Below are 21353 nucleotides of genomic sequence, written 5' to 3'. Positions count from 1 at the left end.
TCTACTTTTGTAATGCTTTTGAAAATAAATATTCCTTTTTAACACGGATAATCAAATATATATGAAGAAAAGAGTTTTGTTTTATTTAGTTGCTTTAGTTACTACAGTTTCATTGCAATCGTGTGCTACAAATTATGTGGTTTCAAAACCAGCAACTTACACAAAAGAATACAAAACAGATGCCAAACTAGCTTCTATAGATAACAAAAAAATGGAGCAGGATAGGCAGAAACTTATCGACTCTTTCCTGGCTGAAAAGGCTGCATCTATCGCTAGTGCTAAAAAAGCAGTTAAGAATTCTGAGATTGCGAAAGTAATCAAACATAATAAAACCATTGACGGTATCCTTGAAGAAGCTGAAACATACCTTGGGACTCCTTACAGATACGGAGGGACAACCAGAAACGGTATAGATTGTTCAGCTTTTGTTCTTTCTGTATTTGGAGCAGCAGCAGGGCTTAGCCTACCTAGAGTAGCAGCATCTCAGTCTCAGGAGGGTGAAAGAATTGAAAAAGGAGACCTACAGAAAGGAGATTTGATTTTCTTTTCTCATGGAAGAAGAATTTCTCACGTAGGTATTGTAGAAAGTGTTTCTGAAGAGGGTGAGATTAAGTTTATCCACGCAGCAACATCAAAAGGAGTAATGATTTCTTCACTGAATGATTCTTATTGGGGACCTAAGTTCAGATTCGCTAAGAGAGTGATCAACGAAGAAGGAGAAGCTTACAATAACTTAGCAGCTACTGCTATTCCTACACCCGCAAATTTTTAATTTTATAAATAATTGATTTAAATAATGAAGCCATCAGATTCTGATGGCTTTTTTATATGTGTTATTTGAATTAAGTTTCGGCTGAAGTGGAATATATATTTAAAGAAAAAGCAGGTTAAAACCCGCTCTTATTAATTCAATATCTGTATTTTTATACGTGATCATTACATAGCCGGAGAGATCAGCTGTTCTTGTCAATTTCAATATCCAGCTTATAGAGAAGTCCATAGATTTCAGATAGTGAAAATCTGGCTTTTTTAAGCCTGTTTAAAGCCGGATCTATTGAATAATTAACCGAGGTTCGAAAATCTGCCTTTTCAAGATTTGTGGCATCAAAAACAGCGCCTGACAGATCGCAATTACTAAAGACTGCATTTGACAAATCAGACTCGGTGAAATCTACCTCAATGAGCTTAGAATTTTTGAAAACCGTTTTCTTAATAGATGTCTGATAAAAAACTGAATTATTCAAAGCACTTCCTTCAAATTTGAAAGATAATCCGAACGGGTTACAATCTGTAAACTGCAGACCGAACATTTTGCATTCTTTGAAAACTACATCATGAAAAGCAGTCTTCACAAGCTTTACCATGCTGAGGTTACACTCGATAAACCCACAGTCTGAAAAGCTGAATCCGGATAGATCCCCATACTCAAAATTACAGTTTCTGAATATACAGTTTTCATATTCGCTTTTTTCTGAAGGATGTTGCGTGAAATCTGTGTTCTCGAAATTTTCGTCCGAGAAATAGGATTGTTTCATAAAAAATTATGTTGATAAAATTGATTTTTCGCCCTCCGATTTTACAGATTGATTTTGAAAATGAATCGTAAGCAAAACAATGGTAAACTCCCGTCATCCATCATCCAGCTTCCCTCTTCTACACCAAACTATTCTTATCCGAATAATTAAGTTTAAAAAAGATAAAAGTCATCATCGAGAAGGCCAATAAAGAACTTCCTCCATAACTGAAATAGGGAAGCGGAATTCCAACAGTCGGGAAGAGCCCCATAACCATCCCTAAATTGATCGAAAAGTGCATCAGCAGAATGGATGCAAAACAATACCCAAATACACGATTAAAAGTGGATTTCTGCTGCTCTGCCAAATAGTAAATCCTTCCGATATAGATCATATAACAAAGGATAAGAACTGCACTTCCTATAAAGCCCCATTCTTCTCCTACGGTACAAAAAATATAATCGGTTTCCTGCTCAGGAACGAATTTCCCTTGGGTAACAGATCCCTCACGGTAACCTTTACCCCAGATTCCCCCGGATCCGATAGCTGTTTTGGAATACAATAAGTTGTAACCGGAAGTATCTCTGAATGCCTTTTCCCCTTTATAAAGAACCTCAATTCTTTCTCTCTGGTGCTTAGGCAGTTTTTCTAAAATATAAGGAGACCCGAAAGCCAGTCCGCACAGCAAAAGAATAGATCCTGAAATTCCCGAAATAGAAATCACATCCCAGGACATCCTATGATAGTTCATGGCAATCATAACACCCGCAATGACTAAAACAGCCACTGCTACATAAACAGGAGGAATCGCCAATGAAATCAGAAAAACACCGGCAAAAATAAATCCGACAGTGAATAAAAGGCCACTTAACCCCTCTCTATATAATGCAATGAAGAATGCAATAAATACAAGCATGGATCCTACATCCGGAATGGCAAGAACCACTGCTGCCGGAATACCAATAATGGCTAAAGTCGTCCATAAAGACTTTTTATTTTTAAGATTAAAATCTGGCCCGGAAACATAGTTCGCCAACATCAGTGCCGTACCTATCTTTGCAAATTCCACAGGCTGCATGGTAAAACTTCCAAATTTGTACCAGTTCTTCTGTCCAAGGATTTCTTTACCAAACGGGAAAAGACCTATCAGCAGCAAAACACCGCCAATATAAATGATCCCGGCCATATTCTCAAAGAACTTACTTCTGCTAAAGAAGATGATCAATCCCACGAATAAAGAGATACAGAAAAACACTAATTGTTTCTCGCCCAGTTTCTGGTCAACACTGTAGATATTTGCAATCGCGAAAATGCAAAGCAGGAAATACAGCCCAAGGCCCAGTTTATCTATTCCTTCCGTCCATTTCATTGCTTCACAGGTTTTTTTGCAGTGTTATTCTTTTTAGCGTCCTCTTCTATTTTCTTTTGTAGTTTGGCTTTTTGCTGTTTCACCAGCTCCAGACTATCTTTTATTCTTTTTTGTTTAATTGAATCAGGTTTAGGATCAACATATAACCCTTTGCGTTTCAAGTCCGCAATCCATTGCCTTTTATATTCCGGCATGAAACTCGAGGTGATCATTTTTTTATAAAGATTTTCTCTTTTCAAATCACCTGTAATATATTTTTCAGCAATTACCGTACAAGCCGGCCCTGCCCATGTAGCTCCGAATCCGGCATGCTCCATTACTGCTACTACTACAATTTTAGGCTTATCAGCAGGAGCAATCAACACAAAGATAGAATTATCCTTCCCTTGCGGAACCTGCGCAGTACCTGTTTTAGCCAATTGTGTAAAATCATTGGATTTCAAGCCTCTTGCAGTTCCTCTCAAAACTACCGCTTCCATACCTTTTAGAACCGGTTCAAAATGTTTTGGATCAACTAAAGTCTGATGTTTAACTTTAAATCTTTGATCAGGATTTGGTTTTCCATCAATTGCTTTTACAATATGAGGGGTATAATACCAGCCTCTGTTAGCAATAGCAGCCACATAATTAGCAAGTTGAATAGGCGTTACCAAAACATCTCCCTGTCCCATTCCATTATAAATAGCACCGGTTGACATTTCATCCCAGTTTTTAAAATCAGTTTTTTGGGAACCACTGGCTTTCATGATGGCTTTAAATCTTTTTTCGTAAAAATCCCCTGAAGGTATTCTTCCCCTTGCACCCACAGCAAAATCATTATTCAAAAACTCTCCTACTCCAAAACTACTCATGATCTTTTTCCATTCATCAACACCTTTTGAAGGATTTCCCGGATATTTTTTGATAATGGCAATAAATGCATATGTGAAAAAACAGTTACTGGAAACCTGAATGGAAGGAATAAGCGGATCTGCTCCACCATGCCCTTTAATCCTTTTCCCTTTATAGAAAAATCCGCCTCCACAAGGAAAAATAGTTTTTTCATCCATTACTCCCATCTGCATTGCAGCCAGGGCAGTCAACAATTTGAAAGTCGATCCCGGAGGATATCCCGCCTGTAAAGAACGGTCGAAAGTAGGTTTATTTTCGTAAAGTGTGTCTTTTGAAAGGGCGTATAAATTTTTTGACTTATAAGGTCCTGTGAAAAGGTTCGGATCAATATCCGGTCCGGTTGCTGCCACTAATACTTCCCCATTATTGGGGTCTAAAGCTACAATTGCACCGTGTTTGTTGACCATCATTTCTTCAGCTGTCCTCTGAAGATCATAATCTATAGTTAACGTGATATCTTTACCAGTAATCACATCTTTGTCCAAAGATCCGTTTTTGTAAGAACCAATATTTCGGAGCCTGATATCTTTCTGGATGTACTTCACTCCTTTTACGCCGCGAAGTTCTTTTTCGTAGGACTTTTCAACGCCCGTTTTCCCGATAAAGTCACCGGGTAAGTAGTATGCAGAATCTTTCTTTATCTCACGCTCATTTACTTCACTGGTATATCCCAAAAGGTTACCCGAAGTGGAAACTTCATATTGTCGCTGAGGTCTTTGTACAATATTAAAAGCTGGGTATTTAAAAATAATTTCCTGTACTCTTGCGATGTCTTCCCTGCTCAGATCCTTCAGGAAAGTCATTGGAGTAAGTTTAGAATAATACTTCTCCTTTTTAATAACATCAATTCTTTTGATAAAATCACCTTTGGAAATCTTCATCAAATTACAGAATCCCAGCGTATCAAAATCAGGACGCATTAAAGCCTGTGTAAAAGAGACTTCATAAGCAGGCTGATTTCCTACCATGATTTTACCGTTTCTGTCGAAAATAACTCCACGCTGAGGAATGACATATTCAGTTTTGATAGAGGTATTGGCTGCATTTAATGCATAACGGTCTGTAAATAACTGTAAATAAGCAAGCCTCGCCACAAAAATGAGGGCGATAGTAACAAGGATGGAAAAAATTTTTAAATAACGTGTGTTCAAACTTTTTGTTTGATTTTAAATATTAATGCGTAGATGACTATAAAGATAAACGAAATTACACTCGTCACCAACACATTAAATAATATTTCAAAAAACCTACTAAACTTAAAGAACTCGATATACTGTACTAAAAGCTGATGCAGGAAGATACTTGAAAATAAAAACAGCAAAAACTGCGCCCATTGAAGGGACTGAAAAGAGAAAAAGTCCGTAGACGTATCTGTGGAAGTCCTGAAGATCAACGTTCTGAAATAAGCAATCAACGTTGTTGCAAATGCATTGATCCCCCACGAATAGAGGAAACCGTCAATAGACAGTCCTATTAAAAAGCTCAATGCCAGGAACTGAAATTTATTTCTGAAAAATGGATAGAACATGACAAATACAGGATATAATACCGGAGTATATTTCCCGAAAAGCGTAATCCTGTTCAATACAAATATCTGTAATGCAACAAGAAAAATCATGATCAATATATCGGTAAATAAAGTCCTGCTAATCATTTTCTTTTTTTATTACAGCCTGCATAGTGTCCTGAATCTTCTGCACTTCTGCTTTCTTAAGATTCTTCACTACATACACTTTATTCAACGCTCCCATTTTTTCACTCAGCTCCACGGATATATCCCAGAAGCCGGTTTTATTATCTACAGAATATCCGGCAATAGTACCAATGGCAACCCCTTTAGGAAAGATTGCAGATTTACCGTCTGTAACAACGGTATCGCCAACTTTCAGGGCAACATATTTTGGAATGTCTGCAAGGTGCATCACCCTGGAGTTATCTCCATTCCATGTTAAAGTACCAAAATATCCTGAGTTTTTGAGTGCTGCATTAATTCTGATCTTGTTTACACTTAAGACCGACTGAACCAATGCATAACTGTCTGTAGAATTAATTACAATCCCCGCAATACCTCTTGGCGCCATTACTCCCATCTGAGGAAAAACACCATCTCTGCGGCCACGGTTGATTGTAAAATAATTGTTTCTTCTGTTGATACTGTTGAAAACGATTTCTCCATCAACAAAAGTATAGATCTGCCCACCGCCAATGGTATCATGAACTCTTTTGAAAACAGGCATTTTTGCTCCGTCTTTTCCATAGAGTTGAGTCATAAGGGCTTTATTTTGAACTACAAGATCTTCGTTGATCTGTTTTAGCTTCAGATAAGAAACTCCTTCATCAATATATCCTGAAACCCAGGAATTGAAAGCAGCGGTTTGCCCCGCTATCCAGGATTTCTGCATGGCATTTCTGGAGAATATCAAAACCAGAGCAATAATTTGCAGGAATATAAAGAAGACGAAAAGAGTATTCTTCGAAAATAATCTCAGCAAAAATCCCATTCAGATATAAAGTCGTAAAAAGTTAAAATTATTTAATTAAGAAATTGAACTTATCCATATTCTTAAGAGCAATACCTGTTCCACGAACTACAGCTCTCAACGGATCTTCAGCCACAAATACAGGAAGGCCTGTCTTTTTGTGAATTCTGTCCGCAAGACCTCTTAATAATGCTCCTCCTCCGGCAAGATAAATACCTGTTTTGTAAATATCAGCAGCCAATTCCGGTGGTGTAAGAGATAATGTTTCCATCACGGCATCTTCGATTCTGATAATGGATTTGTCTAATGCACGTGCAATCTCTTTGTATCCAACCATAATTTCTTTAGGCTTACCTGTAATAAGGTCTCTACCCTGTACCGGGATGTCCTCGATATCTACATCAAGATCTTCCACTGCAGAACCTACTTCAATTTTGATTCTTTCAGCAGTTCTTTCTCCGATATAAAGGTTATGGTGAGTTCTTAAGTAATACGCAATATCATTGGTAAATACGTCTCCGGCAATCTTCACAGATTTATCACATACAATACCTCCTAAAGCTACTACAGCAATTTCCGTAGTACCACCACCTATATCGATGATCATATTTCCTTCAGGCTTCTGTACATCTATCCCAACTCCAATTGCAGCTGCCATTGGTTCGTAGATCAATCTTACTTCTTTTGCGTTTACTTTCTGAGCAGAGTCTCTTACCGCTCTTTTTTCAACTTCAGTGATACCAGAAGGGATACAGATTACAATTCGTAATGCCGGTTGAATAAATTTACCTTTGATTCCAGGAATCTTCTTGATGAATTCCTTGATCATGTGTTCAGAAGCGTGGAAATCAGCAATAACCCCGTCTTTCAAAGGACGGATAGTCTTGATATCCTCGTGAGTTTTACCTTGCATATGCTTAGCCTGTTCACCTACAGCAATGGGTTTACCCGTAGAACGTTCAATTGCAACAATTGACGGTTGATCTATAACAATCTTATTATTATGGATAATAAGGGTATTAGCCGTTCCCAGGTCTATCGCAATTTCTTGCGTAAACATATCAAATAAACTCATATTTTTCTTCTGATTTTAAGATTACAAAGATATAAATTTAAGACTACTAAAGAAATTTCCCACCAACTTAATTTGGTTAAAATTTTATTAAAATTTATAATTCTTTATTAACTTTTAGTCTAGACATTTACAGAGTTTGATTTCAACTAAAATTAATGGAGTGTTAAAAAGGTGGAAAAGACTAAAAAACCAAGCAAAAATGGCTGAAATAAAACTCAAAAACACAAGTACGTTTGCCTACATAAGCAGTTTTGCGATTTTGCTATTTCATAATTTTGCCTTTATACCATAAACCCGATCCTGCTTCCTATAGTTTTTTACGATAATTATCATACACACTATCTGAGAGTAATTAATTAAAAAAAGCGTAAATTTGCGACTGCTTATGTTACAGTATTCCAACATCCATCAGACGTCGAATTTTGCCGTGCTTTCCATAAGCTACGAGAAAGCCGATGTAGAAACGAGAGGAAAGTTTGCATTCTTTGATGAAAACATCAAAAATTTTGTTTCCAGAGTCCATCAGGAAGATCTGGGCGATGCATTTGTAGTTTCCACCTGTAACAGAACCGAAATTTATACTACTTCTCCCAATTATCTTTTAGTGGCTGAAGAGTATTGCAAAACTATTGGAGTACACCTTACGGATTTTCTTCAGTTTGCTAATATTCTTACCAAAGAGGAAGCTCTGATCCATCTTTTCAGAGTGGCTGCCGGACTTGAAAGTCAGATTATCGGAGATTTTGAAATTATCGGACAGATCAAAAAAGCATACAACCGTTTCAAAAAAGAGAGACAAAACTCTAACCCTTATCTGGAAAGAGCGATCAATGCAGCTATTCAGATTTCGAAAAGAATAAAAAATGAAACTGGCATTTCCAATGGTGCGGCTTCTGTTTCTTATGCAGCGGTTCATTATATTTTGAACAGTCAGAAAAGGATTGCAGAAAAAAACATTCTTCTTCTGGGTGTAGGTGAGATTGGACAGAATACCGTTGAAAATCTGGTAAAACATGTCTATCAGCCGAAAATTAAAATTGCGAACAGAACTCAGGAGAAAGCTGAAAAGATTTCCCAGAAATATAATATTCCTCACGTTGATTATTCTGATTTTGACCAGGAATTAAAAAATACTGATATTCTTATTGTAGCAACAGGAGCCAAACATCCTATTGTCAACCAGTCTCATTTCCCGAACGGAAAAGAAACTCTGATTATTGACCTTTCCATCCCCCACAATGTTGAAAAAAATGTTACCGAAAATGAAAACGTAACGTTAATTGATGTAGATGAACTTTCAAAACAGATCCAGGAAACGATTCAACAGCGTGAAAGAGAAATTCCAAAGGCTGAAAAAATCATCAAGGAACTGATGAAAGACTTTATTGAATGGGAGAAAAAGAGAAAGCTGGCACCTAATATTCATCATTTCAAAGCGGTTTTAAAGAATATGGAACGCAATGAAATGCATAATTTTTACAGAAAGAATAAATACATAAACATCACGGACATGGAACTTTCTGATAAAATGATCCAGAAAATCACCAACCGTTTTGCAAAATATATCATTGACAATCCTTTAAAAGCCGAAGAAATTAGTAAATTAATGCACGAAATATTAGTTGAACAACCAAACAACGAATTCAATGAAAAGCATTAGAATCGGAACGAGAAATTCCGCACTTGCACTTTGGCAGGCTAGAGAGGTTGCGAGGCACCTTCAGAACAACAATTATTTAACGGAAATTGTTCCTATCGTTTCTTCTGGCGATAAGAACCTTAATCAGCCACTTTATTCTTTAGGGATTACCGGGGTTTTCACAAGAGACCTTGATGTTGCCTTATTGAATGACGAAATTGATATTGCCGTACATTCTTTAAAAGACGTTCCTACTCAATTGCCTCAAAATATTGAGATGATTGCTTATCTGGAAAGAGATTATCCACAGGATATCCTGATCAGAAAAGAATCTGCAAGGAACAAAGAATTCCATGAGCTTAAACTTGCCACCAGCAGCTTGAGAAGAAGAGCCTTCTGGCTGAGAAATTATCCGACTACTGACTTTTCGGATATTCGTGGAAATATTCAAACGAGACTTCAAAAACTGGAAGACGGAGATTTTGATGCAACCATTTTATCTCTGGCCGGAATCAAAAGAATGAAAATGGAAATTGATTACGAAATGCTTCCATTAATGATTTGTGCTCCATCTCAAGGGGTAATTTCCGTAGCCGGGCATACCGACAAGCCGGAGATCAATGAGATTGTAAGACAAATCAACCATCAGCAGACTCAGATCTGTGTAGAGATTGAAAGAAACTTCCTGAGCACTTTAGAAGGAGGCTGTACTGCACCGATTGGAGCTTATGCAGAGATTATTGCAGATCAGATCCGCTTCAAGGCAGCACTTTGTTCTTTGGATGGGAAAAACTGCATCGCTGTGGATGAAAGCTTTGTGTATACTCCAACTGAGAATTTCGGGGAAAAGTTTGCAAAAGTTGTTCTTGAAAATGGCGGTAAAGAACTAATGGCAGAAATTAAAAGTCAGATTTAAAAAATTTCCATCATCCAGCTTCTAGCTTTAAGCCTCAAAACATGAAAATCTTATTTACCAAAAATATAGACCAAACCATTATATCCAAAGAATTAGGAGAGGATATTCTGGTTGACTGTGTGGAGGTGATTAAGACCAAGCCTATTATGATCAGTCCTTTTGATCTGAAAAACTATTCTCTGATCTTCACCAGCTCGAATGGAGTTATTTCATTTTTTAAAAACAGGTTTAAACCCAATGAAAATTTTACAGCCAAAAATTATAACAAGATATATTGTGTAGGTGAAAAAACAAAAAGGGAGTTAAGAAAGCATGGTTTCGGAACTTTTAAAGTGCTGAAAAATGCGGAGACTCTTTCCAGATTCATTATCGGAAAATGCCAGCATGAGCAGTTTCTTCATTTCTGCGGTAATCTTGCCATCAACGTTCTAGACAAGGAACTTCCTTTACAAAACATTAAGTACAAAAAAGTTACGATATACAATACTGAGGAAACTCACCCTGTAATAAATGAAAAATATCATGCCGCAGTATTTTTTAGTCCGAGCGGAGTTCGTAGTTTTGCAAAGCGAAATTCTCTGGAAGGTATGAAGCTTTTTTCGATTGGCGAAACCACTTCCGGTGAGTTGAGAAATTATACAAAGGAAGACATTTTTACTTCTGAAGAAAATACGCTGACTTCTATCTTTGAACTGATCAGAAAAGAAATCAGAAGTAGAATTTAGAATATCCGTTATCGGGATATAACCGATAATATTAGTTTAAATAGATTATGATTAAAAACGACCTATATTTAAAAGCACTTCGCGGAGAAACCGTTGAAAGACCTCCTGTCTGGATGATGAGGCAGGCTGGAAGATATCTGCCGGAATTCATTGCTTTAAGAGACCAATATGATTTCTTTACAAGATGTCAGACCCCTGAGCTTGCGGCTGAAATCACTTTACAGCCTATCCGAAGATTTCCTTTGGATGCAGCGATTCTGTTTTCTGATATCCTGGTAGTTCCACAGGCAATGGGAATTGATTTCAAAATGAAAGAATCTGTTGGTCCATGGTTAGATACTCCCATCAGAACAATGGAACAGGTTCAGAATATTGAAACTCCGGACGTGAATGATACTTTAGGCTACGTTTTTGACGCTATTGAACTTACTCTTCAGAAACTGGACAATGAGATTCCATTGATCGGTTTCGCAGGTTCTCCATGGACTATTCTTTGCTATTGTGTAGAAGGGAAAGGAAGTAAAGCATTTGATATTGCAAAGTCTTTCTGTTTCCAACAGCCTGAGGCAGCTCATTTATTACTACAGAAAATCACAGATACTACGATTGCTTATTTAAAGAGAAAAGTAGAAAAAGGAGTTTCTGCAGTACAGGTTTTTGATTCCTGGGGAGGAATGCTTTCTCTTACAGATTATCAGGAATTCTCATGGCAGTATATCAATCAGATTGTTGAAGCGTTAAGCCCGCTTACCCATGTGGTGGTATTCGGAAAAGGATGTTGGTTTGCATTGGAAGATATGACCATGTCTAAAGCTTCTGCTCTTGGTGTAGACTGGACTATTAAGCCGGAATTTGCAAGAACTTTAACGAATCATACAATGACCCTACAGGGGAACTTTGATCCTGCAAGACTTCATTCAACACCTGAAACTATTAAGAAGATGGTGAATGAAATGATCAACCGTTTTGGAAAGGACAGATATATTGCTAATTTAGGTCACGGAATTCTACCGAATGTTCCTGTTGAAAATGCTGAGGCATTCATCAGAGCAGTGGTTGACTGGAAACCGAATTTATAAGATTATCCTCTTAAGAAAATACAAAAGCCTTGTTATCAATTAACAGGGCTTTTTTAGTATAATTATTTTTTCCTGTAAACTATTAACTATTTATGTTTATATTTGATTACTAACACTTTAAATCATAATTATGAAAAAACTAAACAAAGAAAAAATGAAAAGCATTATAGCAGGAGGAGAAATCTGCCTTGAGTGTGCCATCGGATATTATCAGGTCATTATTGATGGCCGATGCTACTGCGTTCCAATGGACTAATAAAAAAAGCAGCTATTAAGCTGCTTTTTAATTCATATAATAAAGATATTGATTAACTCAACATTCTTTGTGCTTTCTTCACTCCTTCTACAAGAATATCAATTTCTTCAAAAGTATTATACACTGCAAAACTTGCTCTTACAGTTCCTGCAATATTAAAGAAGTTCATAATAGGCTGTGTACAGTGATGTCCTGTTCTTACAGCAATTCCCATTTTATCAAGAATCATCCCTACGTCAGAAGCAATTCCCACTCCCTCTAAATTAAAGGAAACAACACCGGTTCTCTTTGCTTTTTCACCATAAATTTTAATCCCTTCAATTTCCAGAAGTTGTCTTTGAGCATACTCCAGCAACGCATTTTCATGATTCTGAATATTGGCATGACCTACTTTATTCATGAAATCAACAGCTGCCCCTAAAGCAATATTTCCCCCTACATTGGGTGTTCCTGCTTCATATTTAAATGGAAGACCTGCATAAGTAGTTCCTTCGAAAGAACATGTTGCAATCATCTCCCCTCCTCCATGAAATGGTGGTAAAGCTTCTAATATTTCACGTTTTCCGTATAAAATACCCGTTCCCATCGGAGCATACATTTTATGACCTGAAAAAACAAAGAAATCGCAATCCAGTTTCTGAACATCAATATTGAAATGCGGAGCAGACTGAGCACCGTCTATTACAATGTAAGCATCAGTATTCTTTCTTGTTTTGGCTATAATCTCTTCAATAGGATTCACAATTCCTAACGCATTAGAAACCTGGTTTACAGAAACAACCTTTGTTTTTTCACTTAAAAACTTGTCAAAATGATCCATCTGAAGAATCCCGTTTTCATCAATCGGGATCACACGAAGTTTTGCTCCTGTTCTTTCGCAAAGCATCTGCCATGGAACAATGTTAGAATGGTGCTCCAGATATGAAATAATGATTTCATCATCCTTCTGCAGTTTCTGTGTTAAAATATAAGCGATGAGATTCAGTCCTTCTGTAGTTCCTTTTGTAAAGATCACTTCAAAATCGTGCTCAGCATTAATGAACTTTTGGATTTTTCTTCTTGAAAGCTCCATTTCTTCTGTTGCAAGCTGGCTCAGGGTATGAATTCCTCTGTGAACATTCGCATTAAGTTCTGTATAATATGCGTGACAGACTTCCAAAACCGAATTTGGCTTTTGAGATGTAGCTGCATTATCCAGGTAAACCAATGGCTTACCGTTCACTTCTCTGTCCAATATAGAAAACTGGCTTCTTATTTCCTGAATGTCAAACATTTATTTATTTTTTAAATTAAAACGTTCTTATTTAGAACACTTCAAATTTACGTCTTTTTTTCCGAAAGGGAGCATAGCATTACAAGCTGATAGTTGTCAGTTGATAGAAATATTCGATAGCATAAACAAAGAATATATATGAAAATAAAGGAAAACAAAAAACCCGTCAAAAATTGACGGGTCTTATATTGTTTAAATAAGCAATTCTTATTCTGCTGCAGTTTCTGCTGCTTCAGGAGCTGCACCTTCTTCAGTTGCAACTTCTTCTTCATCTTCATCATCCATTGCAGCTGCACCACCTTTCATTGCATTTCTAGACATCTTAACAGCAACTACTACTGCATTGTCTGGGTGTACGAAAGAGTAACCTTCTGTTTTGATGCTACCGATGTAAAGTTTGTTACCAATTCTTAATGGAGTAACATCTACAACGATTTCGTCAGGTAGGTTAGCAGGAATAGCTTTTACTTTTAGTTTTCTGAAAGACTGACGTAAAACACCACCAGCAACAACACCTTTAGAACGTCCAGTAATTCTTACAGGAACCTCCATAACCACTGGCTTGTCGTCAGATAATTGATAGAAGTCGATGTGAAGAATTTTGTCCGTGATCGGGTGAAACTGAATATCCTGAAGAACAGCTGGAATTGTTTTTCCTTCAACTTCAATAGATACCGTGTGTGCTTCAGGAGTGTATACTAATCCTTTGAAAGCTCTCTCTTCAGCAGAGAAGTTCAAAGGTGCTTCACCTCCATAAACAACACAAGGAACTAATTCAGCATCACGTAAAGCTTTTGTAGACTTTTTGCCCACGCTTTCTCTTTTTGTACCTTGAATTGTAATAGATTTCATTTATAAAAAATTTAAGAGTGCAAAGGTATGTATTATTATTTTAAATAAAGCAATATTTTTTAAAAAATCAGAAATGGAATTCTGTTTTTTTGTTACCTTTAGCCTTCAGTGCTTTATACACAATTAATGAATAAAATTTATGCAAGAAGAAATAAAGGAAAAACCATCTGGACAAAGAAAAGTTTCAATAGATATATTGAAAATAGTTATGGCTTTTTTAGTTGTTGGGCTGCACGGCAATAACTTTTTAGCAGATATTAGTCCACTTTTGTTTTATTTTTTCCGGGAAGGAATAGGCCGCATTGCCGTTCCAATGTTTTTATTGATTAATGGTTTTTATTTTTTTGACATCAAATCAAAAAAACAATTTTTCAATTTGATAAAAAGACTCTTTATCCTATACTTAATTTGGGTTTTTCTATATTATTCCTTATGGCATTCACCTGGATCCAATATCTTGAAAACTGTAAAACAATTATTAATCGGCCCTCTTCATTTATGGTATCTCATAGAATCCTTATTTGCATTTATCATGTTTTGGGTTATAAGAAGATTGAATTATAAAATATTATTTTCAATATTCGTTATATGCTCTATAACAGGCATCTGTCTTCAATATATGGATATTTATAGCTTACAAAAAATAACAATGATAACCTATCGAAATTTTCTTTTCTTTTGCTTTCCTTTTATTTTTATAGGCTATAGCCTTAATAAATTTTCAGTTCAAGAAAAAAAAATGAAATGGAATATGCTGCTTTTATTAAGTATTATTATACTAATCGTTGAGGTTTCCTCGAATTATATATTTGGGAAAGGAAGTTTTGATATACTCGTGAGTCTTTATTTTATTTGTCCGCTATTATTCTTAATAGCTTTAAACATAAATATTTACTCGAATAAGAAAACTTTAGCATTATATTCTACAGGTGTTTATTTAGTTCATTGGTATATTCTTAAATTACCTATTGTAAACATTTTTAAGTTACAAGGCACACCACGTATTATTTTTGTGTTTATCCTATCTTTAATCCTATCTTGGTTTTTAATTCAAGTGAAGAAAAAATTCAAATATATTTTATAAAAACCTTAACGATCAGTATTTTTTTATCTAAATAATAAACTTATCGCTGATTGACTGATGTTCATGAACGCTCTTCATCACATCTGCAAATAATGGAGCACACGATAGCACTTTAATTTTAGATGACATATTATCTTTAACAGGAATTGAATCAGTTACAATAACTTCCAGGATTTTTGAATTCTCAATATTATCATAAGCTTTTCCTGAAAGCACACCATGCGTTGCCATAGCTCTTACCGTTCTTGCTCCTTTTTCAATTAAGATATCAGCAGCCTTGCAAAGTGTACCCGCAGTGTCAATCATGTCATCAATAAGGATAACGTTTTTACCTGTAACATCACCAATAAGGAACATTTCTTCCACCACGTTTGCCTTCTTTCTTTCTTTATAGGCAATTACCACTTCTGCACCCAGGTGGCCAGCATAGTTCTTCGCTCTTTTTGCGCCTCCCATGTCTGGAGAAGCAATAGTAAGATTATCAAGATTCAAAGATTTGATATAATCAACGAAAATAGTAGAAGCATACAGATGATCTACCGGAATTTCGAAGAATCCCTGAATTTGATCTGCGTGAAGATCCATTGTCATGATTCTTGTTGCTCCCGCTGCAGTAAGAAGATTAGCAACTAATTTTGCACCGATCGGCGCTCTCGGTTTGTCTTTTCTGTCCTGTCTGGCAAGTCCGAAGTAAGGGATTACTACGGTAATGCTCTTTGCAGAAGCTCTTTTCGCAGCATCAATCATTAGAAGAAGTTCCAAAAGATTGTCTGCAGGAGGGAATGTAGATCCAATTAGAAAAACTCTTCCTCCTCTTACGGATTCATCCAAAACAGGCTCAAATTCCCCGTCGCTGAACTCCTGAAAGTTGATTTTTCCTAATTCTTTCCCATAATTCTGGGCAATTTTTTCCGCCAAGACCTTGCTGGTTCTTGTACAAAATAGATAACTTAACTGATCGGCCATTTTTACTTTTTAAAAGATTTTGCAAATTTAAAAAAAAACCACAAGATTTACTCTTGTGGTTTCTAAGTTTTTATTTTATCAATTATTAAGGGAACTTAACTCCTGAATATTTGTTCGGATCTACCTGTGGAAGTGTAGATTTATATTTAGCATTGATAGACTTAATAAATTCATTAGCAACAATACCATATCCACGTCCTGTAAGGTGAACTCCATCTAAAGAGAAAGCTCCACCTGTTACAAATTTCGCAGTATATTTCACACCGTCATATGAGATACCAGATTGTGCGTTCAGCTCCAGCATTTTAGCACCTGCATCTACAAAAGCCAATCCATAAGAGTCAGCAAGTGATTTTATAGATGTATTATATGCAGTAGTAGCCGTTTTCACATAGCCTGCTTCTGTTTTTGTTAAAACATGTTGGTTTTGCAATGGATAAGAAATACCATAAATATTTACCGGAGCCGGAACCCCTGCTGCAGTACTTCCAATCACAGAACTCGTAGTAAGCAAGATATAATCATCTGCAGTAGCCTGTCTGGCCTGTCCAAAGATTTGTCCAAAAGCCGTTGCTGTAGGCAATCCTAAAGAAGGTGTAAGGGCAGCAGTAAGCTGAGCTGACAAATCCGTAAGAGCAACATCTTTAATTAAAACCGGATTTGGTCCGGATGCAGAAAGTAAATTAATTCTATCTCCAGCTCCAAAAGCGGTAAGTGCCTGCTTCAAAGGACCATATAAACTTGTATTAAGAGTTGTCAGATTCGAACCTAAAAGAGCTGGTGTCAAAGGGTTATAAGGTACCGTAGTAAAGAAAGGAACTGAAGTAACAGAAGGAATATTAGCAATAACACCTTTTGTTGTTCCTACACTTTTAAGGCCATCTAAAACAGCTTTAATAGATCCGGCCAAAAGTGCAGGATCAGAAATATCATTTGATTTATAAGTAGTAGGATTCGTATTTCCAGTCTGAACTGTAGCGGCTGTGTATGTTGTAACCCCTCCTACCGTCTGAGAGTTTGTTCCTCCATTGGTAGCATATGATAATACATCATTATTTCCTATCCAAAGAGAAAAGAATGTTGCCTTCTGAGCCATGGCATCAGCCAATACACTTGTTGTAGCAGAAGAAGCAAACCTCACAAAATAAGGATTAGCCGTTCCTGTAGCAAGACCTGCCTGACTGCCATATCCAGGAGCCACCAAGTGGAAAGATTTTGCACCAGGCACACCCATATTATTATAAGTTCCTCCACCAGATAAAACATCTAATGCCCCTGCCGGAGCACTAGCCACCGGAGTTAAAGATCCATTAACCACCTGAAGATTTAATTTTCCAGGAAATCCCGGAAGATTATTGAAACCTCCTACATCATTAGGCATTAATGGCTGTTTAAAATCTCCTCCTCCTGCAAGTCTCATTTGTCCTGCAATCATACTTGGGTAAGATTCATTTTGGCCACTACTGTACAATGCTCCATCACGGTATCCGGAAGTAAGTGAATTTCCCAGTGAAATATATTTTGTAAAATCTGCATCACCTTTTGTTACCTGGATATCTTTTACATCCGTATCGAAATCTGTATTACAGCTTGTTACCGTAAAAAGAAGTGCAGAAACTGCAATTGTCGATATTATAATTTTTTTCATAGTCTTCTAAAATTAAAAAGGATTATACGATAAACCTAGACCTAAGTAAAACGCTGTTGCTTTCGATTGTCCGTAGAAACCTAGAGTAGCGTTATTTACATTTCTGTATTGAGGCATTGCATATCCTCCTGCAATATCAACTCCGAATTGTTTCAGCTTAATACCGATCCCTCCTGTTACCACATAGGTGTCATATGAAGGTGTTTCCGGAATAAAGTTATCTGTAGTATAAGGTGCTTCATCATAATAAGCTCCCAAACGTCCGTAAATCATGTTGGTGAACGCATATTGAGTTCCCAATCTGAATGTTTTGGAATTTTTGAAGTTCTTAGGACTTGTAAGAATAGTCGGATCTGTTGGGTTATTCCCAATAGGAGCATTCTCGAAATCTAAAGTAAGCTTGCTGTATCTCTCCCATCCATGATAGTTAAAGTCTGCAGAAACCTGCCATTTCGGTGTCACTTTGTACGTTAAACCGATTGTATATTCTTCCACTAGCGGTAGAACTGCCGAGAAGCCATCCTGCCCTGCTGCATTCAGCTTTAGCTGTGTATAAATAGACTGAGACGGGAACTGGAATGTAGCTGTACCGTTTTTAGCTTTCATATCTATTGCTGAACGGTAGGCAATACTCACATCTAATTTCGGATCAGGTCTGAAATAGAAACCGAAACCATATCCATGTCCGCTTGCTTTTTTATCGTTGATATTTACCTGTCCTCCAAACTGTGTTACAGCTTTATCCCAATCTACAACTCCTTTTGCATAGATATAGCTCGCACCAAATGATACCCATGGAGCAAGTTTCACAGAAATCATTGGCTGGAAGTAGAAACTTTTCAGTTCAAGTTTTTGAACCATTTCTTTACCCTCCCAGTCATTTGGCCACTTAATTGTGCTTCCAAAAGGTGTTGTAACACTAAGACCTACTGTTAGTTTTTCTATTGGTCTATAAGTAATCGCAGCGTAGAAAGGAGTTCCTACAGGGTTATCTGTTTCTGTACTTTGTAAAGTATTGAAGTTTTGAAAAGTAACTTTGTTACTTGCAGCAAACCCTCCTGCCACTACGCTCAGTTTGGAAGGGATAAATGACATACCCGCCGGGTTAAAGAATGTCACACTCGCGTCTTCGGCATGAGCACTAGTATGCGCCATTGCCAATTGTTTTACCCCCTGCAGGGAAACTCTGAAGCCTCCTGCGTAAGATAGAACTCCCGCCAATAAAGCAGTTGATACTAATATTTTTTTCATAGACTGTTATTATATAAGCCAAATATAAAATTATTTTGAATACGTCTGTTAATATTTGCCAATATTTTAAACAATATATTAAAAGAAAACTATGTTTAAAATAACACCTTTGTATAAATAAAAGATAAAACGAACATTCATAACTACTTAAGAGGATTTAAAATAAATAAAAATCAAGCTGTTTAATTTTAAACAAATGTTTAACTTAAAAGTTATCTTAAGGTAAAAACCAGAACAAGGAAGTAAAATAATAATGAATGTTAAATTAAATAAGTGGTGATTAAAAATGTTAAATTAAAAAAAAGCGCCCTCTTTTATTTTCTTTAAAACATCATTATCCCAGTCTCTGGCATTCATTCTTGCTTAAAATAAATAAATGTTTTGTCCCGAATTCAGGTAATTTAAGTATTTTAGAATTGCATAAAGATAAAAATACATAAATTTGCAGATTATAAATAATAGAAATATGAGTTGTGGATGTAAAACATCCGGCGATTCTGCACATTCTTGCGGCCCTAAGAAAACCGCAAATGGCTGTGAAAATGTAAATACCTGCGGGAATAGTTATAAATTAAGTGTTTTTGACTGGCTTTCTAACATCAACAATCCGGCACCAAACAGGTGTGATTTTGTAGAAGTTAGGTTTAAAAATGACAGAAAATCGTTTTATAAGAATGTAAATAATATTCCTTTACATATAGGTAGCGTAATTACAGTAGAATCAAGTCCGGGACACGATGTAGGCGTTGTAAGCCTTACGGGAGAATTAGTAAAGATTCAGATGAAAAAGAAAAAGTTTTCTGAAGAATCGGCACTCAAAATATACAGACAGGCCAACCAAAAAGACCTTGAGGTATGGCAGGAAGCAAGAAAAAAAGAAGACGGCGTAAAACTTGAAGCAAGAAAAATTGCTCAAAAAATAGGTCTTGAAATGAAAGTTACCGATGTGGAATACCAGGGTGACTCTTCAAAAATCACATTTTACTACACCGCTGAAAACAGAGTAGATTTCAGACAGTTGATCAAGGATTATGCTGGAGCATTCCGCACAAAGATCGACATGAAGCAAATCGGTTTCAGACAGGAAGCGGCAAAAGTAGGAGGAATCGGATCTTGTGGACGCGAGCTTTGCTGTTCTACATGGCTTACGGATTTCAGATCTGTAAACACCAATGTGGCAAGATATCAGCAGCTGAGTATTAACCCTCAGAAACTGGCCGGACAATGTGGTAAACTTAAATGCTGCCTTAACTATGAACTTGACAGCTATCTGGATGCATTAAGCAATTTCCCTTCTTCGTCAACTATTTTAGACACAGAAAAAGGAAGAGCTTTCTGTATCAAAATTGATGTTTTCAAAAAGAAAATGTGGTTTGCTTACGTAGATAGTTCTATGGCATGGTATGATTTCGATATTGATCTTGTTAAAAAACTGATTTCAAAAAACAAAAGAGGAGAAAAAACACTTCCTCTTGAAGACTTGAAACAGCCGGAAACCTCTACCCACACTATTGATCTGATCCAGGAAAACAATATGGATCGTTTTGAAAAGAAAAACAGAGGAAACAAGAACAGAAACAATAGCCAGAATAAGCAAAATAACAATCAGCAGGGACAACAGGGACAGCCACAGGGGCAAAAAAGAAACAGACCAGAAAGGCAGGAAAGACCAGAAAGATCTGAAAAACCCGAAAACCCGAATGCTAATGCTCAATCCGGAAATCAGCCAAGACCTCAAAGACAACATCCACAGCAAAAACCAGCGGTGGAAAAAGTAGAAGGAAGTGCTGATGCTGACAAAAAGCCTCAAAACAATCCAAACAAGAAGAAATTCAAAAAGAAATATCCTCCAAAAAAAGATAACAATGCATAAAATTTTAGGATTACTGTCACTTATCCTTTTCTTTAGCTGCAACTCTTCCTCAGGAGGAGATGTCATCATGAATTCTGTTGATAACAAATGGAATAAGAAAAGTGAGCAAAAATTTAATCTTGAAATTTCAGATCCGCAGAATCCTAAAAATATTATATTTGTTGTAAGAAACAACAACAGTTATCCTTACAGTAATATAAGGTTTATAGTGAATTTCACTAATCTCCAGAGCAAAAAAAAGGAAACAGACACCTTGAATTATGTGTTGGCAAAACCAAATGGAGAATGGCTTGGTACAGGGTTTGGTGATACGAAGGAAACTTTGTTTCAGTATAAATTAAATTATAGATTTCCGGCAAAAGGAAAATATGAAATCAGTCTGTTACAGGCGATGAGAAATGACAACCTTTCGGGAATTGAGGATATCGGGGTAAAAATAGAAACGGCTAAACCGTAACCATA

General features: G+C 36.5%; 20 protein-coding genes. 9 read left to right on the top strand and 11 right to left on the bottom strand.

Translation table 11 applies throughout. From position 1 onward, the window contains the following. Window positions 1-61: 61 nt before the first annotated feature. Window positions 62-772 carry a C40 family peptidase gene (locus tag LKL37_RS16015; RefSeq protein ID WP_431611503.1) on the top strand — a complete coding sequence of 237 codons (711 nt, stop codon included), beginning with the start codon at window positions 62-64 and terminating at the stop codon, window positions 770-772. 181 nt (window positions 773-953) lie between these two features. On the opposite strand, the gene LKL37_RS16010 is transcribed toward LKL37_RS16015, so the two are convergent. The 6 genes from LKL37_RS16010 to LKL37_RS15985 all read right to left on the bottom strand — a co-directional run bounded on the left by LKL37_RS16010 (window position 954) and on the right by LKL37_RS15985 (window position 7329). Next, entirely contained in the window at window positions 954-1535 is a 582-nt protein-coding gene (locus LKL37_RS16010; protein WP_431611502.1) for a pentapeptide repeat-containing protein, read from the bottom strand. A gap of 118 nt (window positions 1536-1653) precedes the next feature. Next, window positions 1654-2883 (bottom strand): rod shape-determining protein RodA, encoded by a 1230-nt coding sequence (rodA, locus tag LKL37_RS16005; RefSeq protein ID WP_431611501.1) that lies wholly within the window; start codon window positions 2881-2883, stop codon window positions 1654-1656. Beyond that, window positions 2880-4925 carry a peptidoglycan D,D-transpeptidase FtsI family protein gene (locus LKL37_RS16000; protein ID WP_431611500.1) on the bottom strand — a complete coding sequence of 682 codons (2046 nt, stop codon included), beginning with the start codon at window positions 4923-4925 and terminating at the stop codon, window positions 2880-2882. Before LKL37_RS16000 ends, rodA begins: the two co-directional genes overlap by 4 nt. Beyond that, a complete protein-coding gene (locus tag LKL37_RS15995) occupies window positions 4922-5428 on the bottom strand; it encodes a hypothetical protein (protein ID WP_002982456.1) in 507 nt (168 codons plus the stop codon). Before LKL37_RS15995 ends, LKL37_RS16000 begins: the two co-directional genes overlap by 4 nt. Next, complete coding sequence (gene mreC / locus LKL37_RS15990; RefSeq protein WP_431611499.1) at window positions 5421-6275, bottom strand: rod shape-determining protein MreC; 855 nt, start codon at window positions 6273-6275, stop codon at window positions 5421-5423. The genes LKL37_RS15995 and mreC overlap by 8 nt, the downstream gene beginning before the upstream one ends. A 28-nt stretch (window positions 6276-6303) precedes the next feature. Then, a complete protein-coding gene (locus tag LKL37_RS15985; protein WP_045491741.1) occupies window positions 6304-7329 on the bottom strand; it encodes a rod shape-determining protein in 1026 nt (341 codons plus the stop codon). Between the two features lie 385 nt (window positions 7330-7714). Between LKL37_RS15985 and hemA the strand changes: the two genes are divergently transcribed. The 5 genes from hemA (at window position 7715) to LKL37_RS15960 (ending at window position 11944) form a co-directional block, all read left to right on the top strand. Beyond that, window positions 7715-8989 carry a glutamyl-tRNA reductase gene (hemA, locus tag LKL37_RS15980; RefSeq protein WP_431611498.1) on the top strand — a complete coding sequence of 425 codons (1275 nt, stop codon included), beginning with the start codon at window positions 7715-7717 and terminating at the stop codon, window positions 8987-8989. Next, on the top strand, window positions 8976-9884 hold the full coding sequence (hemC, locus tag LKL37_RS15975) for a hydroxymethylbilane synthase (RefSeq protein WP_431611497.1): 909 nt from the start codon (window positions 8976-8978) through the stop codon (window positions 9882-9884). Before hemA ends, hemC begins: the two co-directional genes overlap by 14 nt. Before the next feature lie 41 nt (window positions 9885-9925). After that, window positions 9926-10609, top strand: coding sequence for a uroporphyrinogen-III synthase (locus tag LKL37_RS15970; protein ID WP_431611496.1), 684 nt, complete (start codon window positions 9926-9928; stop codon window positions 10607-10609). Window positions 10610-10656: 47 nt separating this feature from the next. Next, window positions 10657-11688, top strand: coding sequence for a uroporphyrinogen decarboxylase (gene hemE, locus LKL37_RS15965; protein ID WP_431611495.1), 1032 nt, complete (start codon window positions 10657-10659; stop codon window positions 11686-11688). A gap of 130 nt (window positions 11689-11818) precedes the next feature. After that, window positions 11819-11944: a GNAT family acetyltransferase gene (locus LKL37_RS15960; RefSeq protein WP_089692987.1), complete on the top strand. Its 126-nt coding sequence runs from the start codon at window positions 11819-11821 to the stop codon at window positions 11942-11944. 52 nt (window positions 11945-11996) lie between these two features. On the opposite strand, the gene LKL37_RS15955 is transcribed toward LKL37_RS15960, so the two are convergent. Together LKL37_RS15955 and LKL37_RS15950 are read right to left on the bottom strand one after the other, a co-directional pair. Then, on the bottom strand, window positions 11997-13217 hold the full coding sequence (locus LKL37_RS15955; protein ID WP_431611494.1) for an aminotransferase class V-fold PLP-dependent enzyme: 1221 nt from the start codon (window positions 13215-13217) through the stop codon (window positions 11997-11999). Window positions 13218-13424: 207 nt separating this feature from the next. Then, complete coding sequence (locus LKL37_RS15950) at window positions 13425-14069, bottom strand: 50S ribosomal protein L25/general stress protein Ctc (protein WP_431611493.1); 645 nt, start codon at window positions 14067-14069, stop codon at window positions 13425-13427. Between the two features lie 139 nt (window positions 14070-14208). Here LKL37_RS15950 and LKL37_RS15945 point away from each other — a divergent pair, with 139 nt between their 5' ends. Next, window positions 14209-15153: an acyltransferase family protein gene (locus LKL37_RS15945; RefSeq protein WP_431611492.1), complete on the top strand. Its 945-nt coding sequence runs from the start codon at window positions 14209-14211 to the stop codon at window positions 15151-15153. A 27-nt stretch (window positions 15154-15180) separates the two neighbouring features. On the opposite strand, the gene LKL37_RS15940 is transcribed toward LKL37_RS15945, so the two are convergent. The 3 genes from LKL37_RS15940 to LKL37_RS15930 all read right to left on the bottom strand — a co-directional run bounded on the left by LKL37_RS15940 (window position 15181) and on the right by LKL37_RS15930 (window position 19018). Further along, complete coding sequence (locus LKL37_RS15940; protein WP_431611491.1) at window positions 15181-16119, bottom strand: ribose-phosphate pyrophosphokinase; 939 nt, start codon at window positions 16117-16119, stop codon at window positions 15181-15183. A gap of 85 nt (window positions 16120-16204) precedes the next feature. After that, complete coding sequence (locus LKL37_RS15935) at window positions 16205-17767, bottom strand: G-D-S-L family lipolytic protein (RefSeq protein ID WP_431611490.1); 1563 nt, start codon at window positions 17765-17767, stop codon at window positions 16205-16207. A 12-nt stretch (window positions 17768-17779) separates the two neighbouring features. Beyond that, complete coding sequence (locus LKL37_RS15930; RefSeq protein WP_431611489.1) at window positions 17780-19018, bottom strand: OmpP1/FadL family transporter; 1239 nt, start codon at window positions 19016-19018, stop codon at window positions 17780-17782. Between the two features lie 466 nt (window positions 19019-19484). Here LKL37_RS15930 and LKL37_RS15925 point away from each other — a divergent pair, with 466 nt between their 5' ends. After that, complete coding sequence (locus tag LKL37_RS15925) at window positions 19485-20891, top strand: PSP1 domain-containing protein (protein WP_431611819.1); 1407 nt, start codon at window positions 19485-19487, stop codon at window positions 20889-20891. Further along, on the top strand, window positions 20884-21348 hold the full coding sequence (locus LKL37_RS15920; protein ID WP_431611488.1) for a gliding motility lipoprotein GldH: 465 nt from the start codon (window positions 20884-20886) through the stop codon (window positions 21346-21348). Before LKL37_RS15925 ends, LKL37_RS15920 begins: the two co-directional genes overlap by 8 nt. The last annotated feature ends 5 nt before the right edge of the window (window positions 21349-21353 follow it).

The sequence above is a fragment of the Chryseobacterium sp. 'Rf worker isolate 10' genome (assembly GCF_050753305.1).
In the GTDB taxonomy this organism is placed as follows: domain Bacteria; phylum Bacteroidota; class Bacteroidia; order Flavobacteriales; family Weeksellaceae; genus Chryseobacterium.
This window is presented reverse-complemented; position numbering and strand designations above follow the sequence as displayed.

Bases quoted from the DNA above. Each gene is read 5' to 3' on its own strand.
- LKL37_RS16015 (WP_431611503.1), top strand. From the start codon at position 62: ATGAAGAAAAGAGTTTTGTTTTATTTAGTTGCTTTAGTTACTACAGTT.
- LKL37_RS16010 (WP_431611502.1), bottom strand. From the start codon at position 1,535: ATGAAACAATCCTATTTCTCGGACGAAAATTTCGAGAACACAGATTTC.
- rodA (WP_431611501.1), bottom strand. From the start codon at position 2,883: ATGAAATGGACGGAAGGAATAGATAAACTGGGCCTTGGGCTGTATTTC.
- LKL37_RS15995 (WP_002982456.1), bottom strand. From the start codon at position 5,428: ATGATTAGCAGGACTTTATTTACCGATATATTGATCATGATTTTTCTT.
- mreC (WP_431611499.1), bottom strand. From the start codon at position 6,275: ATGGGATTTTTGCTGAGATTATTTTCGAAGAATACTCTTTTCGTCTTC.
- LKL37_RS15985 (WP_045491741.1), bottom strand. From the start codon at position 7,329: ATGAGTTTATTTGATATGTTTACGCAAGAAATTGCGATAGACCTGGGA.
- hemA (WP_431611498.1), top strand. From the start codon at position 7,715: ATGTTACAGTATTCCAACATCCATCAGACGTCGAATTTTGCCGTGCTT.
- hemC (WP_431611497.1), top strand. From the start codon at position 8,976: ATGAAAAGCATTAGAATCGGAACGAGAAATTCCGCACTTGCACTTTGG.
- LKL37_RS15970 (WP_431611496.1), top strand. From the start codon at position 9,926: ATGAAAATCTTATTTACCAAAAATATAGACCAAACCATTATATCCAAA.
- hemE (WP_431611495.1), top strand. From the start codon at position 10,657: ATGATTAAAAACGACCTATATTTAAAAGCACTTCGCGGAGAAACCGTT.
- LKL37_RS15960 (WP_089692987.1), top strand. From the start codon at position 11,819: ATGAAAAAACTAAACAAAGAAAAAATGAAAAGCATTATAGCAGGAGGA.
- LKL37_RS15955 (WP_431611494.1), bottom strand. From the start codon at position 13,217: ATGTTTGACATTCAGGAAATAAGAAGCCAGTTTTCTATATTGGACAGA.
- LKL37_RS15950 (WP_431611493.1), bottom strand. From the start codon at position 14,069: ATGAAATCTATTACAATTCAAGGTACAAAAAGAGAAAGCGTGGGCAAA.
- LKL37_RS15945 (WP_431611492.1), top strand. From the start codon at position 14,209: ATGCAAGAAGAAATAAAGGAAAAACCATCTGGACAAAGAAAAGTTTCA.
- LKL37_RS15940 (WP_431611491.1), bottom strand. From the start codon at position 16,119: ATGGCCGATCAGTTAAGTTATCTATTTTGTACAAGAACCAGCAAGGTC.
- LKL37_RS15935 (WP_431611490.1), bottom strand. From the start codon at position 17,767: ATGAAAAAAATTATAATATCGACAATTGCAGTTTCTGCACTTCTTTTT.
- LKL37_RS15930 (WP_431611489.1), bottom strand. From the start codon at position 19,018: ATGAAAAAAATATTAGTATCAACTGCTTTATTGGCGGGAGTTCTATCT.
- LKL37_RS15925 (WP_431611819.1), top strand. From the start codon at position 19,485: ATGAGTTGTGGATGTAAAACATCCGGCGATTCTGCACATTCTTGCGGC.
- LKL37_RS15920 (WP_431611488.1), top strand. From the start codon at position 20,884: ATGCATAAAATTTTAGGATTACTGTCACTTATCCTTTTCTTTAGCTGC.